This is a genomic window from Pseudarthrobacter sp. 902506025 (assembly GCF_040702325.1).
In the GTDB taxonomy this organism is placed as follows: Bacteria; Actinomycetota; Actinomycetes; order Actinomycetales; family Micrococcaceae; genus Arthrobacter.
In genome coordinates this window covers 25,246-40,444 of record NZ_JBFBKW010000017.1, presented here as the reverse complement: position 1 = coordinate 40,444, position 15,199 = coordinate 25,246, and the positions used below count along the sequence as shown (strand labels likewise).

General features: G+C 67.0%; 13 protein-coding genes and 1 pseudogene. 7 read left to right on the top strand and 7 right to left on the bottom strand.

Features of this window, described 5'->3' with window-relative positions; all coding sequences use genetic code 11:
- A pseudogene (locus AB0280_RS20910) lies at positions 1 to 252 on the top strand (lipoyl synthase); the annotation flags it as partial.
- A gap of 128 nt (positions 253 to 380) precedes the next feature.
- Here AB0280_RS20910 and AB0280_RS20905 read toward each other — a convergent pair.
- The 3 genes from AB0280_RS20905 to AB0280_RS20895 form a co-directional block, all read right to left on the bottom strand.
- Positions 381 to 2,726 (bottom strand): glycoside hydrolase family 65 protein, encoded by a 2,346-nt coding sequence (locus tag AB0280_RS20905; protein WP_366368629.1) that lies wholly within the window; start codon positions 2,724 to 2,726, stop codon positions 381 to 383.
- Positions 2,727 to 2,863: 137 nt separating this feature from the next.
- Entirely contained in the window at positions 2,864 to 3,601 is a 738-nt protein-coding gene (locus tag AB0280_RS20900; protein WP_366368627.1) for an HAD family hydrolase, read from the bottom strand.
- Between the two features lie 202 nt (positions 3,602 to 3,803).
- Positions 3,804 to 4,421: an alpha/beta hydrolase gene (locus AB0280_RS20895; protein ID WP_224024532.1), complete on the bottom strand. Its 618-nt coding sequence runs from the start codon at positions 4,419 to 4,421 to the stop codon at positions 3,804 to 3,806.
- 173 nt (positions 4,422 to 4,594) lie between these two features.
- On the opposite strand from AB0280_RS20895, the gene AB0280_RS20890 reads away from it, so the two are divergent.
- The 5 genes from AB0280_RS20890 (at position 4,595) to AB0280_RS20870 (ending at position 9,350) form a co-directional block, all read left to right on the top strand.
- Positions 4,595 to 4,852 carry a DUF6458 family protein gene (locus AB0280_RS20890; RefSeq protein WP_159633816.1) on the top strand — a complete coding sequence of 86 codons (258 nt, stop codon included), beginning with the start codon at positions 4,595 to 4,597 and terminating at the stop codon, positions 4,850 to 4,852.
- Positions 4,853 to 5,117: 265 nt separating this feature from the next.
- The gene (locus AB0280_RS20885; RefSeq protein WP_224024530.1) at positions 5,118 to 5,924 is read left to right on the top strand and encodes a DeoR/GlpR family DNA-binding transcription regulator; all 807 of its coding nucleotides are present in this window, start codon (positions 5,118 to 5,120) and stop codon (positions 5,922 to 5,924) included.
- Positions 5,921 to 6,901, top strand: coding sequence for a 1-phosphofructokinase family hexose kinase (locus AB0280_RS20880; protein WP_275182276.1), 981 nt, complete (start codon positions 5,921 to 5,923; stop codon positions 6,899 to 6,901). The genes AB0280_RS20885 and AB0280_RS20880 overlap by 4 nt, the downstream gene beginning before the upstream one ends.
- A 2-nt stretch (positions 6,902 to 6,903) precedes the next feature.
- Complete coding sequence (locus AB0280_RS20875) at positions 6,904 to 9,006, top strand: PTS fructose transporter subunit IIABC (protein ID WP_307487606.1); 2,103 nt, start codon at positions 6,904 to 6,906, stop codon at positions 9,004 to 9,006.
- 65 nt (positions 9,007 to 9,071) lie between these two features.
- Positions 9,072 to 9,350 carry an HPr family phosphocarrier protein gene (locus tag AB0280_RS20870; RefSeq protein WP_015935750.1) on the top strand — a complete coding sequence of 93 codons (279 nt, stop codon included), beginning with the start codon at positions 9,072 to 9,074 and terminating at the stop codon, positions 9,348 to 9,350.
- Between the two features lie 119 nt (positions 9,351 to 9,469).
- On the opposite strand, the gene AB0280_RS20865 is transcribed toward AB0280_RS20870, so the two are convergent.
- From AB0280_RS20865 to AB0280_RS20855, 3 genes are all read right to left on the bottom strand, one after another.
- Positions 9,470 to 9,901 carry an SRPBCC domain-containing protein gene (locus tag AB0280_RS20865; RefSeq protein ID WP_224024525.1) on the bottom strand — a complete coding sequence of 144 codons (432 nt, stop codon included), beginning with the start codon at positions 9,899 to 9,901 and terminating at the stop codon, positions 9,470 to 9,472.
- On the bottom strand, positions 9,898 to 10,746 hold the full coding sequence (locus AB0280_RS20860) for a class I SAM-dependent methyltransferase (RefSeq protein ID WP_366368623.1): 849 nt from the start codon (positions 10,744 to 10,746) through the stop codon (positions 9,898 to 9,900). The genes AB0280_RS20865 and AB0280_RS20860 overlap by 4 nt, the downstream gene beginning before the upstream one ends.
- A gap of 174 nt (positions 10,747 to 10,920) precedes the next feature.
- The gene (locus tag AB0280_RS20855) at positions 10,921 to 12,093 is read right to left on the bottom strand and encodes a Ku protein (protein ID WP_366368622.1); all 1,173 of its coding nucleotides are present in this window, start codon (positions 12,091 to 12,093) and stop codon (positions 10,921 to 10,923) included.
- 40 nt (positions 12,094 to 12,133) lie between these two features.
- Here AB0280_RS20855 and AB0280_RS20850 point away from each other — a divergent pair, with 40 nt between their 5' ends.
- Positions 12,134 to 14,638: an ATP-dependent DNA ligase gene (locus tag AB0280_RS20850; protein ID WP_366368620.1), complete on the top strand. Its 2,505-nt coding sequence runs from the start codon at positions 12,134 to 12,136 to the stop codon at positions 14,636 to 14,638.
- Positions 14,639 to 14,801: 163 nt separating this feature from the next.
- Here the strand turns inward: AB0280_RS20850 and AB0280_RS20845 are convergent, their stop codons facing one another.
- Entirely contained in the window at positions 14,802 to 15,059 is a 258-nt protein-coding gene (locus AB0280_RS20845; RefSeq protein ID WP_275182271.1) for a hypothetical protein, read from the bottom strand.
- Positions 15,060 to 15,199 lie beyond the last annotated feature (140 nt).

Genomic DNA, 15,199 nt, shown 5'->3' with positions numbered 1-15,199 from the left:
CGGCACCTGCCCGTGGACCGCTGGGTCAAACCCCAGGAATTCGTGGACCTCCAGCACGAAGCCGAAGAAATCGGCTTCCTCGGCGTCATGTCCGGCCCCCTGGTCCGCTCCTCCTACCGCGCCGGCCGCCTCTGGGCCACCGCCATGCGCAAAAAAGGCCGCGGCATCCCCGCCGAACTCGCCCACATCGCCGAAGGCATCCAGGACTCCGGCACCACCCGCCAGGAAGCCGCCACCCTCCTCGCCGGTTAGGCCACTGCGCGCTCCGGCCTGGTGCTGTTTTGGGGGGCACCAGGCCGGAAGACAACAGGAGACTGGGGAGGCCGGCAAGGGAAGCCGCCGGGCCTCCCCCGGCGCGTCCGCCCAGCCCGGCAACCCGCTCAGCTGTTGCCGCGCACCACCGGGATGCTCGCCGTCGGCAATCCGCTGGGGAACACCGTGGGTTCCGGTTCCGCGACCGGTTCCAGTGGAACCCGCACCGGCTCGTTGCCCACCGTCAGCCGCTGGCCACGGACGTCAACTTCCAGCGGACCGCCGTCCTGGACCGTCAGCGTGATAAAGCCGGCGGCGAGCTGGACCAGCAGCAGGCGGCCCCTGATCTTCAGGTGGAAGGTCAGCCCCTCCCACTCCGCGGGAAGGCGGGGATCGAAGTACGGGACCGGGCCTTGGTCGCGCATGCCGGCGAAACCGCACACCAGCGAACTCCAGACTCCGCCGGTGGAGGCGATGTGCACGCCGTCGATCGTGTTGCCGTGCGTGTTGTCAAGGTCAATGAAGGCGGCATTGGTGAAGTGGTCCAGGGCCTCCCTCGAATAGCCCACCTCGGCCGCCATGATCCCCTGGACGCAGGCGGACAGCGTGGAATCGCCGGTGGTGATGGGATCGTAGAAGTCGAAGGCCCGCTGCTTCTCCTCAGCCGTGAAGTCCTGCCACTGCAGGAACATGGCCAGGACCGTATCGGCCTGCTTCAGGACCTGGTGCCGGTAGATGACCAGCGGGTGGAAGTGCAGCAGCAGCGGATACTTGGACCGCGGCGTGGTCCAGTCCCAGGCCTCCAGGGTCATGAAGTCGTTGTCCTGGGAGTGGACCTGCATCCGGTCATCGAAGGGCAACTGCATGCGGTTGGCGGCCGCCTCCCACAGCTGGCGCTCCTCGTGGGTGATGCCTGCGTGCCCAAGCGCGGCGGCGGCACGCAGGTTGAAGCGGGCCATCACGTTCGTGTACAGGTTGTCATTCACCACTGCCGTGTACTCATCAGGGCCGGTGACGCCGTGGATGTGGAAGAGCCCGTCCTTGCCAAAGAAGCCCAGGGAGATCCACATCCGGGCCGTCTCGATCAGCAGTTCAGCGCCCATGCCATCCCGGAATCCGGCATCCCCGGTTGCCCAGAGGTACCTGTTGGTGGCGAAGGCAATCGCGGCGGCGATATGGAACTGTGCGGTACCGGCCGCGTAATAGGCGCTGGCCTCGAGCCCGTTGATGGTGCGCCACGGGAAGAGGGCGCCGTCCACGCTCAGCTCCTTCGCCCGGATCCTGGCCTCGGGAAGCATGCCGTGGCGGAACTCGAGGACCTGCCGGGCGCCGTCGGGGTTGGTGTAGGTAAGGTACGGCAGCAGGTACACCTCCTGGTCCCAGAAGTAGTGCCCCTCGTAGCCCGAGCCCGTCACGCCTTTGGCGGGGATGCCGGCAACATCGGCACGCGCCGTGGCCTGGGCCAGCTGGAACAGGTTCCAGCGGATGGCCTGCTGCAGCCCGGGCCGGCCGCCCTCAACCACGATGTCCGAGGTGGCCCAGTAGCCGCGGTAGTGGGCCATGCTTTCGGCAAAAATGCTGTCCACCGGGCGGAGGGCCTCCTCAGCCACTGCGGACGCATCCACGTCCGGGTCCTGGACGGTGGGGCCGGCCGCGTAGCTGACGGTCTTTTCCAGCCGGAACGGGTCACCGGCGTCCACTGCAAGGACGTACCGGACGGTGCTGTCGTCCTGGTCCACCACCGTTTCGAACGGCTGGTGGCCGGCGGAGGTCCAGTGGTCCACCGCGATCCCCACCCGCTGCTTGGACTCGCCTGCCTCCCAGGACAACCGCAGCGAGCCGTCGCCGCCGTCCAGCCGCACGGGGAGCAGCACCCGCCCGGCGTGCCGTCCCGCCCGGCGGGGATCGTGGACGGAGTGGTCTTCCACCGGCTGGTCCTGGCGGTTGATCACCGCGGAGGTGACATCCAGGGAGATTTGCCGGTCCGCATCCACCTCCAGGGAAATGCCCAGGCAGCCGCGGGATTCGTAGCCCACCGCCCGCCGTTCCGTGGTGGTCACCGTGGCGCCGGAACGGCACTGCCAGGTGATGCGGCACTCGTAGATCCCGGTGGAGAAGTCGACGCTCCGGCGGTAGTCCAGGACCTCTGATTCGGCAAGGCTGAGGTTTTCGCCGTCCACCACCACGGTGAAGTTGTTGGCGTCCGGGATGTAGAGGATTCGCTGGCCCGTCCGGGCGAAGCCAAAGGCATTTTCGGCGTGCTTGATGTCCCAGATTTCGTGCAGGCCGTTGATGAAGCTGCCTGGCAGCTCTGCGTCGGCCGCCGCCCAATGGGCACCCCGGATGCCCAGATGGCCGTTGCCCAGGGCGAACAGGGCCTCCAGGGTTCCGGCGCCATCGGTTCCGTAGCGCGTTTCGACGAGCTGCCAGGGGGTATCGGGGAACCGTTCGCGGTCCGCGGAGATCAATGCCATGGTCGGGGTCCTTTTGGCCTTGCTGTGGTGCCGGACTGGCCGGCACGGAATATTCGGGGGAAGGGCAATACTCGGATGGGTGCTGCCGGGGAGCAGCAGGGTTGCCCGGGGCAGGCAACGGGGTTTGAGGCCTGGGTTTAGGGGACGAGTTCCTGGAGGTCGTTGACCACCAGGGTGGCTCCGGCGTCCAAGAGCGTCTGCCGCCCGGCGCCACGGTCCACGCCGATCACGGAGTGGAACGATCCCGCGTGTCCGGCCTGAACCCCTGACACAGCGTCCTCGACCACTACGCACTCCGGACTGGAGAGGTCCAGGAGTTTGGCCGCGTATTCGTAGGTGGCCGGGCTTGGTTTTCCGGGCAGGCCCTGTTCCGCGGCCACCACACCGTCCACCACCACGGGGAAATAGTGGCTGAGTCCGGCGGCTTTCAGGACGGCAGGGGCATTGCGGGAGGAAGAGACGACGGCGACCTTGAGTCCGCGTTCCAGGGCGGCTTCGAGGAAGCGGACCGAGCCTTGGAACGGTTCGACGCCGGCGTTCACGATGTCATTGAAGATCGCGTTCTTCCGGTTGCCCAGGCCCTGGACGGTTTCGTGGGCAGGGTCGTCATCCAGCGGGCCTTCCGGGAGCGTGATCCCCCGCGAAGCCAGGAAGTCGCGCACACCGTCAAAGCGGGGCTTGCCGTCGATGTGGTCGAAGTAGTCGCTTTCCCGGTACCCGGGGACCTCCGGATGCGAGGCCAGGTAGCCATCGAACAGTTCCTGCCAGGCGCGCTCGTGCACGGTGGCGGTGGGCGTCAGAACGCCGTCCAGGTCAAAGAGGATTGCTGCGGCGCCGGTCCAGCCGGCGGTCCCAGCTGCAGTTTCGAGTGTCATCGGCAGTGCGGTGTCCTTTCGGTTCGTGGACAGCCGGCCCTGCCGGGACAGCCTGAAGGAGGATACTGCTGCGCCTCATGCACGCAGCATCACTTCCTTGTCCGCCCACTGCAGGACCGATCATGGCCGTAGACGAGTGTAAGCGCTTGCAAATTTCGCTGGCAACTGTTTTTTCGTACCCACCGATGGGGCAGCTACACAGTCAGCGCAGCACGTAGTGGCGCAGAAAGGCGCTGACGTCCACCATCTCGGTCTTGGACATCGCGTGCCCCATTCCCGGGTACGTCCGGGCCGTCAGCAGCGTGTTCTTTTCCAGCCACTCCGCGGTGTAGGCAACGGCGTCCTCGTTGATCACCAGGTCCGCCTTGTCCCGCCCCCAGAAAAAGGGCGGCCTGACGTCAAAGGAGTCCGTCACCGAGAGGAGCTCGTTGTTGAGCACAAAGCCGGACAGTCCCACAACGGCCTTGTAGTCATCCGGGTGCAGCCGCAGGAGCGTACTGGCCATGGCCATGCCCTGCGAGTACCCCATCAGGGTGACGCTGCTGTGCTGGTCCCTGACGGAACTGATCCAGGCCCGCACTGAGTTGGCGGCGGAGATGACATCCGCGAAGTCGTTCGCCAGGAAGTAGTCGAGCAGGAACCAGCCCCAGTGGTCCCCGATGGGCATCGGAGCCCGCAGGGCGGCAAACGTGAACTCGGGAGGCAGGTACTCGAAGAGGCGCACCATCCGGGACTCGTCCGTACCGTAACCGTGCATCATCACCAGCAGGGGGGTGCCTGCGCGCTGGTCCTCCGGCTTGGACCACACAACTGTTTCCACTGGTCAAGCCTAACTACGGAAGCACGACGCCCCGCCCGGATCATTGAATCCGCAATCACCGGGAGGTAGCGTGACGCTTGATAGACAGCAGGCTTGGCTTTTGGCAGTGTACGCACCACCCTCCCGTATCGCCCTACCAGCGCCGCGCAGCCCGCGGCCAAAAGGAGCAAGTCATGAGAATCGGATCGTCAATCTTCCTCATCGCCCTCGGCGCCATCCTTGCCTGGGCCGTGGCGCCCGGACTCATCCCGTTCGTGGACCAGCAATTGGTGGGCTACATCCTCATGGCGGTAGGCGTAATCGGGCTGATCGCCTCACTCATCCTCGCTTCCCCCGGCCGCAGCCGCCGGGTCAGCGAGTCCCGCTCGGTCATCGATCCCACCACCGGCGAGCGCATCACCCGCCACGAAAGCCGGGACGGCGGCATCTAGCCGGGCCGACACCGGGGACGGGATCCGGGCCACCACCGATGAACCCGAAAAGCCGGGCTGGACCACCACGTGTCCAGCCCGGCTTTTTCGCGCCTGCGCCCGGGCCTGAAAAGCTCGATCTTGTTTCATGTTGGTTTCCATTGACAAACCAACAGAACCAAAGATAAAGTCAAGTAACTCAACATCAATGTGATGCCAGTCACGCAGGACCGGGAAGACGGCCAGGCGCACAAACTCACAGCAGGACCTACGCAACGGAGGGTATGTGTTCGCCGAAGAGCGCCAGCAGCAAATTGCCGAGCTTGTAGCCGGCAGCGGCCGGGTCAGCGTGACCCTGCTGGCTGAGCGCTTCCGCATCACCACTGAGACGGTGCGCAGGGACCTTGCAGCCCTCGAAAACGCCGGCACGGTCCGCCGTGTCCATGGCGGCGCCGTTGCGGCAGACCGCTTCAGCACCACCGAGGAAAGCGTCACTGAACGGGCCATCCAGCGGCCGGACCAAAAGATCCGGATCGCCGAAGCCGCCCTTGCCCTGATCCCCCGGAACTCGCCCGCCAGCGTCCTGATGGACGGAGGCACCACCACCGAGGTGCTTGCCGACATGCTGGCCCGCCGCGCCGCCGTCGAACCTTCCGACGGAACGGGCCCCCAGCACGAACTGGTGGTCATCACCCACGCAGTACCCATTGCCAGCAAACTCTCCAACGTCCCCGGCGTTGCCCTGCAGATCCTGGGCGGCCGGGTTCGCGGCCTCACCCAGGTGGCCGTGGGGCAGGCAACGGTGAACGCTGCCGCCCGGATCCGCCCTGACATCGCGTTCATCGGAACCAACGGCATCCACGCCACCTTTGGCGTCAGTACTCCCGATCCTGAAGAAGCCGCCGTCAAGGCAGCCTTCGTCCAGTCGGCACGCCGCATTGTGGTGCTGGCCGACTCCTCCAAGCTGGACACGGAAACCCTGGTCCAGTTCGCCTCCCTGAAAGATCTGGACACCTTGATCACAGACAGTGAACCCGGACCTGAACTCGCAGCCGCCCTGGAAGAGGCCGGCGTTGATGTGGTGGTCGCATGATCGTCACCTTCACGGCCAACCCCAGCCTTGACCGGACCGTCGCCCTTCCCGGCCCTCTGGAGCGTGGCGAGGTACAGCGCGCCGTCTCCGTCCGCCAGGAATCCGGCGGCAAGGGCGTCAACGTCTCCCGCGCCCTGGTGGCCTCGGGACTGGAGTCCCTTGCCGTCCTCCCCGGCGCGGACAGCGATCCCGTCCTGGCCGGGCTGCGCGAGCACGCAGTGCCCTTCGTTTCGCTTCCCATCGACGAGCCGCTGCGCACCAACGTAGCGCTCACCGAACCTGGCGGCGTGACCACCAAGATCAACGAACCGGGCCCCGCACTGGATGAGAACCAGCAGGAAGCCCTGATCAAGCTGCTGGTCGAAAGCTCGCGCGGCGCCACCTGGGTGGTCCTGGCCGGCTCGCTGCCGCCGGGATTCCCCTCTGACTTCTACGCAACGGCTGCCCGCCGCCTGCGTTCTTCCGCCGACGGCACCGCCCCGCGGATCGCAGTCGACTCGTCCGGCCTGCCACTCGCGGCTGCCCTCACCGGCGGCCCGGAAGGCATGCCCGACCTCCTGAAGCCCAACGCCGAGGAACTGGCGGAGCTGGCCGCAGCTGCCGGTTTCCCCCCGGCATCCGGTGACGAACTGGAAGCGGATCCGGCTGCTGCCGCTGCCGCCGCAGCCGCCGTCGTCCGTTCCGGTGTGGGTGCTGTGCTGGCAACTCTCGGTTCCAAGGGAGCTGTCCTCGTTACGGCCGACGGCGCGTGGCTGGCCACGCACCCGCCGGTCGCCGCGGTCAGCACGGTGGGTGCGGGCGACTCCGCACTTGCCGGCTACCTGCTTGCCCATGGCCGGGGCGCCGCCCCGGCCGACTGCCTTCGTCAGGCGGTGGCCCATGGTGCCGCCGCTGCCTCGCTGCCGGGTTCCACCGTTCCGGCAGTAAACCAAACCACCCCGGATGCCGTAACCATCACGGCCCTTCGAAAGGATTGACAGTGACCCAGCTCATCACCACGGACCTGGTCGAGCTCGACCAGAACCTGGGCAACGCCCCCGAGACGGTGATCCGGCATCTGGCAAGCAAGGTAGCTGCCACCGGACGCGCATCAGAAGTCGAAGGACTCTTCGCGGACGCCTTCGCCCGCGAGCAGAAGACCGCCACGGGAATCCCCGGCGGCATCGCCATCCCGCACTGCCGCTCCGCCGCCGTCACCGTGCCCACCCTGGCCATGGCCCGCCTGAACCCCAAAGTGGACTTCGGCGCCAAGGACGGCCCCGCTGACCTCGTGTTCTTCATCGCTGCTCCGGACGGAGCGGACCAGGAGCACCTGAAGCTGCTCTCCAAGCTGGCCCGGTCGCTCATCAAAAAGGACTTCACCGCGGCACTCCGCAACGCCTCCTCCGAGGCGGAGATCGTGGAACTCGTGGACGGCGCCCTGGCGGACAAGCCCGCAGCCCACGCCGCAGCGGCTCCGGCAGATGCAGTTCCGGTCGGCGCCGGAGTCGGCGCAGCCGGAGCAGCTGGTGCCAGTGCCATGGGTGCCCCCGCAGGGGCTTCCACCGGTTCCGCCGCCCGCGGACCCAAGCGCCTGGTAGCCGTCACCGCGTGCCCCACCGGCATCGCCCACACCTACATGGCGGCCGACTCCCTCGTGGCAGCTGCCAAGGAAGTGGGCGTAGACCTGCAGGTGGAAACCCAGGGTTCCTCCGGCGCCAAGGCACTGGACCCCGCGGTCATCGCCGCAGCAGACGCCGTCATCTTCGCCGTGGACGTGGACGTGCGCGGCAAGGAGCGCTTCGCCGGCAAGCCGGTCATCAATGCCCCCGTAAAGCGCGGCATCGACGAACCGGACAAGATGGTCCAGGAAGCACTCGCCGCGGCAGAGAACCCCAACGCCCGCCGTGTTCCGCACTTCGGCGCGGAGGAACAGGCCGAGCACGAAGCTGAGGAAAAGGGCGAGCACATCGGCCAGAAGCTCAAGAAGGCCCTGCTCACCGGTGTCAGCTACATGATTCCGTTCGTGGCCGGCGGCGGCCTGCTGATCGCCCTCGGCTTCCTCATGGGCGGCTACCTGATCACCAAGTACGCGGACACGATCGTGGTCCAGAACAGCCTGTTCAACCTGCCCACCGAATTCCCCGAAAACGCCTGGGGTCCGCTGGGCGCCTACCTCGGCGCGGTCCTGTTCAAGATCGGCGCTTTGTCGCTCGGGTTCCTGGTTCCGGCACTGGCAGGCTACATCGCCTACGCCATCGCTGACCGTCCGGGCATCGCGCCCGGCTTCGTCGCCGGTGCAGTTGCCGGGTTCATGGGTGCCGGCTTCCTGGGCGGCATCGTTGGCGGCCTGCTGGCGGGCTACATCGCCCACGTGGTGGGGCGCCTGCAGGTGGCACGGTGGCTGCGCGGCCTGATGCCCGTGGTGATCATCCCGCTGCTGGCCTCGCTGGTGGCTTCGGGCCTGATGTTCGTGATCCTGGGCGGCCCCATCGTCGCCATCACCAACGGCCTGAACTCCTGGCTGTCCGGCCTCACCGGTGCCGGTGCCATCGCCCTGGGCGTGATCCTGGGCCTGATGATGTGCTTCGACCTCGGCGGCCCGGTCAACAAGGTTGCCTACTCCTTCGCCGTCGCCGGCCTTGGTGCCGCCACCATCGACAACCAGGCTCCGTGGCAGATCATGGCCGCCGTCATGGCGTCCGGCATGGTTCCGCCGCTGGCCATGGCCCTGGCCTCCACCGTCCTGAACAAGAAGCTTTTCAGCCTGGCGGAGCAGGAAAACGGCAAGGCAGCATGGCTGCTGGGTGCGTCCTTCATCTCCGAAGGTGCCATCCCGTTCGCCGCGGCCGATCCGCTGCGCGTTATCCCCGCCAGCATGCTGGGCGGTGCGGTGACCGGTGCCATCTCGATGGCTGCGGGCGTCGGATCCAAGGCACCCCACGGCGGAATCTTCGTCTTCTTCGCCATCGACAACTTCCTGATGTTCGTTGTTTCGATCATCGTCGGCGTGGTGGTTACCGCCCTGTCGGTCATCGCCCTCAAGCGCTGGGCAGTCAAGAAGACCGTTGATACGGTTGAACCGGTTCCCGTAACCGTCTGAGCCGGTTTAGCCACAGACCTTCCCGGCGCTGGACCATCAGCACGCCGAAAGACAAAGGAGCAAAAATGCCAGAACGCACCGCAACAGTCGCCAGCCGCGTGGGCCTGCACGCCCGCCCCGCCGCTATCTTTGCCGAGGCAGCCGGAGAGTTCGACCTGGACATCACCATCGCCCGTGAAGGCGAGCCGGCAGACGAGGCCATGGATGCCGCCAGCATCCTGTCCCTCATGAGCCTGGGCGCCTCACACGGCGACGTGGTGGTCCTCCGCGCCGAAGGTGCCGGCGCAGACGATGCGCTGGAGCGCCTGGTGCAGATCCTCGAAACGGATCACGACGCCGAGTAGCAGCTGCGCTGCCCCAGGCAGCACAACGCCGGCGGCCGCCGTCGGGCTTTCCTCCGAAAGGGAAACGTCCGACGGCGGCCGCCTGGTTTTAACCCCCAGCCCACCCGGGCGGGGAGCAGTCAGCCGCGCTCGGCGAGCGCCTTGACGTCCGCCACGAGCTTGTCCCACATGCCTTTGGAGTGCGCTGCAGCTTCCTCGCTGGGGTTGTTGTCCTGCGACAGCGAAAGCTTCGTGGCGCCGTCCTGGTCCTCCAGCGTCCATTCGAGCGTGTGGTAGTTCTCCGGCTTGTCCTCTTGGCCGGACAACGGGCTGAAGTGGGTGTACACCAGTTTCCGGCCTGGTTCGACCTCGAGGATCCGGCCCTTGTCCTGGAAGGGCTTTCCCTCCCACTCCCCCTGCCACGTAATGGGGCTGCCGACCCTCCAGTCGGTCTGCAGGGTTGCCCCGAACATGAACTCCTTCACGGCGGCGGGGTCGGTAATCACCTCCCACACGCGTTCCGGCCCGGCGTCGATCATGGTGACGGACGTTGCTACATGGTTTTCGGTCATGCTGCAGCCTTTCTTGCCGTGAAGAGCAGGTACTCCCACTCCATCTGGAACGGGGAATCGCCGTGCGCATCACCGAAGGAATCGGCAAGGTCGGTAAGGGCCTTGTCCAGGGCCTTGACCTTTTCCTGGTCCTCGCCCAGGAATTTGTAGACGGCGATGATGGGGCCGTAGTGGGACTTGAAATACCGGACGAAGTCCGCGGGCTGGTGGAAGCTCCTGACGGCCAGGTTCTGCTTGCGGGTGTGAACGTCGGTGATCCGGTCCCCCAGCAGTTCGCGGACATGCTCCTCGCTCCCCCAGAGCGGGGCCGGCTGCGCGCCGGGCGGGGGCGGCGGGGCAAACGGCTTCAGGGCGGCCAGCATCTGCCCGACGAATCCTTCCGGCGTCCAGCTGAGCAGCCCGACGGAGCCGCCCGGCTTGCAGACCCGGAGCAGCTCGTCGGCGGCCGCCTGGTGGTGCGGGGCGAACATCACCCCGATGCAGGACATCACTGCGTCGAACTCCCCATCGCCGAACGGCAGGGCTTCCGCGTCGCCCTCCTGCCACTCCAGGCTGACGCCACGGTTGGCTGCCTCTTTGCGCCCTGCCTCAAAAAGTTCAGGTGTAAGGTCGCTGGCCACCACCTTGGCACCCATCATGGCCGCTGGAATGGCCGCGTTGCCGGTTCCGGCCGCAACGTCCAGGACCCGTTGGCGTGACCTGATGCCGCAGGCCTCCACCAGGACGGCACCCAGTTCCAGGAGCATCTCGTCCGCGAGGGCGGGGTAATCCCCTGACGCCCACATGGCCCGGTGCTTTCTCTTCAGCTCCCGGTCCGCCTCCACTGCATCGGTCTGCTGGCTCATGTCCGTGCCCCTCTACGTGTCAGGTCCACATGGGTGACAGCACGCTGTTGGCACAGCGGAGGCTGCGATGCGACTCATTGTGGGCGCGTTGGAGGCCGCTGTAAAGGCAGGGTTTCCCGAAAGCGCGCCGGACCGGCCGGCCAGGCCCTTCCGGAGTGCCGTCGCGAGTGCCGGTCAGGCCGGCTTGCGCGCCCTGGTGGTCTTGGCGGCCGGCTTTGCCGCGGCCTTTGTGCCGGACGCCTTGGTGTCCGCCGTGCCCGTGCCGGAGGACTTGGACGCGCTTGTTTTAGCTGCAGCGGACTTGGCGGCAGTGGATTTGGCGGCAGTGGATTTGGCTGGCGTCGACTTGGACGCCGTGGACTTGGCGGAAGCCGGTGTGGACTTCGCTGATGACCTGGTGGCTGGCTTGGCATCGTCCGTGCCGGTCTTCGCTGCCGCGGTCCTGGACGCGGCCGCCTTGGTGCCGGAGGTCCGGCGTGCCGGATTGGCAGTTTCGGTGTCCTCGTCCCCTGCGTCCGCTTCGGCGTCGGATTCCCCGCCGGCGGAGGCGGCTTCCCCGCCGCCGCGCTTCCGGTCCAGGCTCCGCTTGAGGGCCTCCATGAGGTCAATAACCTCGCCCTTGCCGCCCTCGCCGGCTTCCACGCCAAAGGTTTCCTCCGTGTCCAGCGATTCGCCCTGTTCCAGCTTGGCGTCGATCAGCTGGCGGAGCTGCACCTGGTACTCGTCGGTGAAGGAGTCTGGTTCGAAGTCGGCGGCCATGGACTCCACCAACGCCGCTGACATGTCCCGTTCCTGGGCGGAGATCCTGATGTCCGCCTCCAGGGACGGGAAGCTCGCCTCGCGCACCTCGTCGGGCCAGAGCAGGGACTGCAGCACCAGGACGTCGTCCTTGATCCGCAGGGCACCCAGCCGGGTCTTCTCGCGCAGCGCGAACTGGACGATGGCCACCCGGTCCGTGTCCTCCAGCGCGCGGCGCAGCAGAACGTAGGCCTTGGGCGACTTGGAATCCGGCTCCAGGTAATAGCTCTTCTCGAACATCATGGGTTCGAGCTGCTCCGACGGCACGAACTGCACCACTTCGATCTCGTGGCTGTTCTCGGCGGGAATGGACTTGAGCTCATCCTTGGACAGCACTACCGTGCGGCCATCCTCCTCGAAGGCCTTCTCGATGTCCGAGTAGTCCACCACCTCGCTGCAGACCTCGCACCGGCGCTGGTAGCGGATCCTGCCGCCATCGGCATTGTGAACCTGGTGCAGACTGATGTCATGATCCTCAGTGGCGCTGTAGACCTTCACGGGCACGTTGACCAGGCCGAACGCGATGGCACCTTTCCAGATGGCTCTCATTCATACAGTCAACATCAGAGCGGGCCGGAGGTGAAGCCCCATGGCAGGTAGCCGGGAACGTGTCCGGGTGGCGGGGCGCGAACTGACGCTGACCAACCTGGACAAGATCATCTACCCGGAGACCGGCACCACCAAGGCGGATGTGCTGGCCTACTACGCCGCAGTGGCACACGTCCTGATACCGGCGGCCGCCAACCGCCCGGCCACGCGGAAGCGGTGGGTCAACGGAGTAGGCACCGCGGACAAACCGGGAGAGGTGTTTTTCCAGAAGGACCTGGAGGACTCAGCGCCCGGCTGGCTGCCCCGGGCCGCGATCACCCACAAGGACCGGACCATCCACTACCCCCTGGTCAACGACGCCGCCACGCTGGCCTGGTTCGGCCAGATCAACTCCCTCGAAATCCACGTGCCGCAGTGGCGGGTGGATCCGCACGGCCACCAGCTCAATCCGGACCGGCTGGTGCTGGACCTGGACCCGGGCGAGGGTGCCGGGCTGCCGGAATGCCGGGAGGTGGCCCTCCTGGCCCGGACCATCCTGCAGGACGTGGGCCTTGACCCGGTCCCGGTGACCAGCGGCAGCAAGGGCATCCACCTGTACGCGGCGCTGGACGGCAGCCAGACCTCGGAACAGATCTCCGCTTTCGCCCGTGAACTGGCCCGGGCACTCGAGGCCGACCACCCGGACCTTGCCGTCAGCGACATGAAGAAATCCCTGCGCACGGGCAAGGTGCTGGTGGACTGGAGCCAGAACAACGCGGCAAAAACCACGGTGGTCCCCTACTCGCTGCGCGGCAGGCCCACGCCCATGGTGGCCGCCCCGCGGACATGGCGGGAAATCCAGTCTCCCGCACTTAAGCACCTGGACTACCAGGAGGTGCTGCGCCGGGTGCGGGACGGCAAGGACCCGTTCGCCGCCGTCGTGAACGCCGCGGCAGGCGCGGAGGCGGGTGGAACAACCGGCAACCCGGACCAGGGGGACGCACACCACGACGCCGACGCCCGGCTGGGCAGGTACCGTTCCATGCGCGACCCCAAGGCGACCCCCGAACCGTTCGCAGGCATCCCGGCCGGCGGCAACAGTTTTGTCATCCAGGAGCACCACGCCAGCCGCCTGCACTGGGACCTGCGGCTGGAACACGAGGGGGTCCTGGCGTCATGGGCCCTGCCCAAGGGCATCCCGGAATCCGGTGGCAGGAACCATCTGGCCGTCCAGACCGAGGACCATCCCATGGACTACCTCACCTTCCACGGCACCATCCCCAAGGGGCAGTACGGCGCGGGCGAGATGACGATTTGGGACACCGGCACCTACGAACTGCACAAGTGGATCAACGGCAAGGAAGTCATCGTCACCCTGACGGGCTCGGAAAGCGGCGGCCTGGGCGGCAGCAGGAAGGTGGCCCTCATCCACACCGGACGCGGGCAGGGCAAGGACGCCGAAAACCAATGGCTCATCCACCTGATGGACCAGGAGCAGCAAGGCGGACGACGACGGCAGCCGGCCCGGGCAGTGCCGGAACCTTCGCAGGACGCCGGCGGCGAAGAGGCGTCCGAGGCTCCCGCAGCAACGCACGCCGCTCCCGCCGACCCGCTGGAGTACGCGCCCATGATGGCAACCTCGGGAAGCACCGCCGACCTGCACGGCAGCACGTGGCAGTACGAGCTCAAGTGGGACGGCGTTCGGGCGCTGCTGGTGGCGGACAGCGAAAAGGTCCGGATCTTCTCCCGCAACGGCAACGACGTCACCAAGACCTACCCCGAGTTCACGGACCGGGCCTGCTGGCCGGAGCAGCCGTTCGTGGCGGATGGTGAGATCATCGCCGTCGGGCCCGGTGGAAGGCCTGACTTTGGCCTGCTGCAGGGGCGGATGAAACTCACCCGGGCCGCCGACGTCGCCAAAGCCCGCACCTCGATCCCGGTCCAGCTGATGCTGTTCGACCTCCTCTTCGACGACGGCAAGGACCTCCGGCGCCTGCCGCTCAGCACACGGCGGCAGCGGCTGGAGGAATTCTTCCGTCCCTCCGGCTGCCCGGTGGACCTGTCCATGGTGCTTGAGGAATCCGTGGACCTCCTCCTCGACAGCGCCCGGGAGCTCGGCCTTGAAGGGGTGATGGCCAAGAGGACGGACAGCCGCTACGTGAGCGGGCAGCGGACCAGGACCTGGATCAAACTCAAGACGGAGCAGACGCAGGAAGTGGTGGTGGGCGGCTGGCGGCCGGGGAAGGGCGGGCGGCAGGACACCGTGGGATCGCTGCTGGTAGGCATTCCCGACGGCGGCAAGTTGCAGTACGTGGGCCGGGTCGGGTCCGGTTTCAGCAGCCGGGAGCTCACGGAACTCCGCCAGACGGTGGAACGCCTGGGCCGGAAGACCTCACCCTTCCACGACGTCCCCCGGCCGGATTCCGCCGACGCCCACTGGGTATCACCGGAGCTTGTAGGCGAGGTGACCTACAGCGAGTGGACGGGCCCGGGCAGGCTCAGGCATCCACGGTGGCGGGGCTGGCGCCTGGACAAGGACCCCTCTGACGTGGTCCGCGAAGGGTGAGCCCGGCGCGATGACTCCCGGCGGGGCGCACGCTTTTCGGCGCGCTTGCGGGTCCGCGGCGCGCAAATTACCTGGCGTCCCCCCTATGTCGGGGGCGCCAGGTAACTTCCGTGTCGATATGGACAGCGCGCGTCGCCATGCTGGATCCGCGCGCTGCAGGCAGCTATGAGGAGTGCGGCATCTGCGGCCGGCCGGTGCGGTGGACCGCCACCACGGCGGCCTCGTGCCCCATCCGGCCGTGGCCGGCGCCGCGGTCCTTCGGGTGCCTGCGCTTTCCCATGCCGTCCGGCCACCCGCCCTGCCCTGCCAATGGAACGCCACCCGTTGCCGCGGGGCCGGGCGTAACAGGCGCATCCATGGCTGCGGCAAGGTGGTCCGCCACCTCAGGCCTGATATGGAACTGGTTGGATTCTTCACCCATGTGGTTCTTCCCTTCTTTCCTTCGTTCTTCCTTGAAACGAATGCCGACGAAAGCGCCCGGGCACGCGGACTACTGCCCGGAAAGAAGTGTGTTCATCGCTCTACCATAGGCACGTCCGGGGCTGCTGGGAACCCCTCCGG

What these genes read in the sequence shown, in the direction of transcription:
- AB0280_RS20905 (WP_366368629.1), bottom strand. Translation starts at nt 2,726, where the DNA reads ATGGCATTGATCTCCGCGGACCGCGAACGGTTCCCCGATACCCCCTGG.
- AB0280_RS20900 (WP_366368627.1), bottom strand. Translation starts at nt 3,601, where the DNA reads ATGACACTCGAAACTGCAGCTGGGACCGCCGGCTGGACCGGCGCCGCA.
- AB0280_RS20890 (WP_159633816.1), top strand. Translation starts at nt 4,595, where the DNA reads ATGAGAATCGGATCGTCAATCTTCCTCATCGCCCTCGGCGCCATCCTT.
- AB0280_RS20880 (WP_275182276.1), top strand. Translation starts at nt 5,921, where the DNA reads ATGATCGTCACCTTCACGGCCAACCCCAGCCTTGACCGGACCGTCGCC.
- AB0280_RS20870 (WP_015935750.1), top strand. Translation starts at nt 9,072, where the DNA reads ATGCCAGAACGCACCGCAACAGTCGCCAGCCGCGTGGGCCTGCACGCC.
- AB0280_RS20865 (WP_224024525.1), bottom strand. Translation starts at nt 9,901, where the DNA reads ATGACCGAAAACCATGTAGCAACGTCCGTCACCATGATCGACGCCGGG.
- AB0280_RS20860 (WP_366368623.1), bottom strand. Translation starts at nt 10,746, where the DNA reads ATGAGCCAGCAGACCGATGCAGTGGAGGCGGACCGGGAGCTGAAGAGA.
- AB0280_RS20855 (WP_366368622.1), bottom strand. Translation starts at nt 12,093, where the DNA reads ATGAGAGCCATCTGGAAAGGTGCCATCGCGTTCGGCCTGGTCAACGTG.
- AB0280_RS20850 (WP_366368620.1), top strand. Translation starts at nt 12,134, where the DNA reads ATGGCAGGTAGCCGGGAACGTGTCCGGGTGGCGGGGCGCGAACTGACG.
- AB0280_RS20845 (WP_275182271.1), bottom strand. Translation starts at nt 15,059, where the DNA reads ATGGGTGAAGAATCCAACCAGTTCCATATCAGGCCTGAGGTGGCGGAC.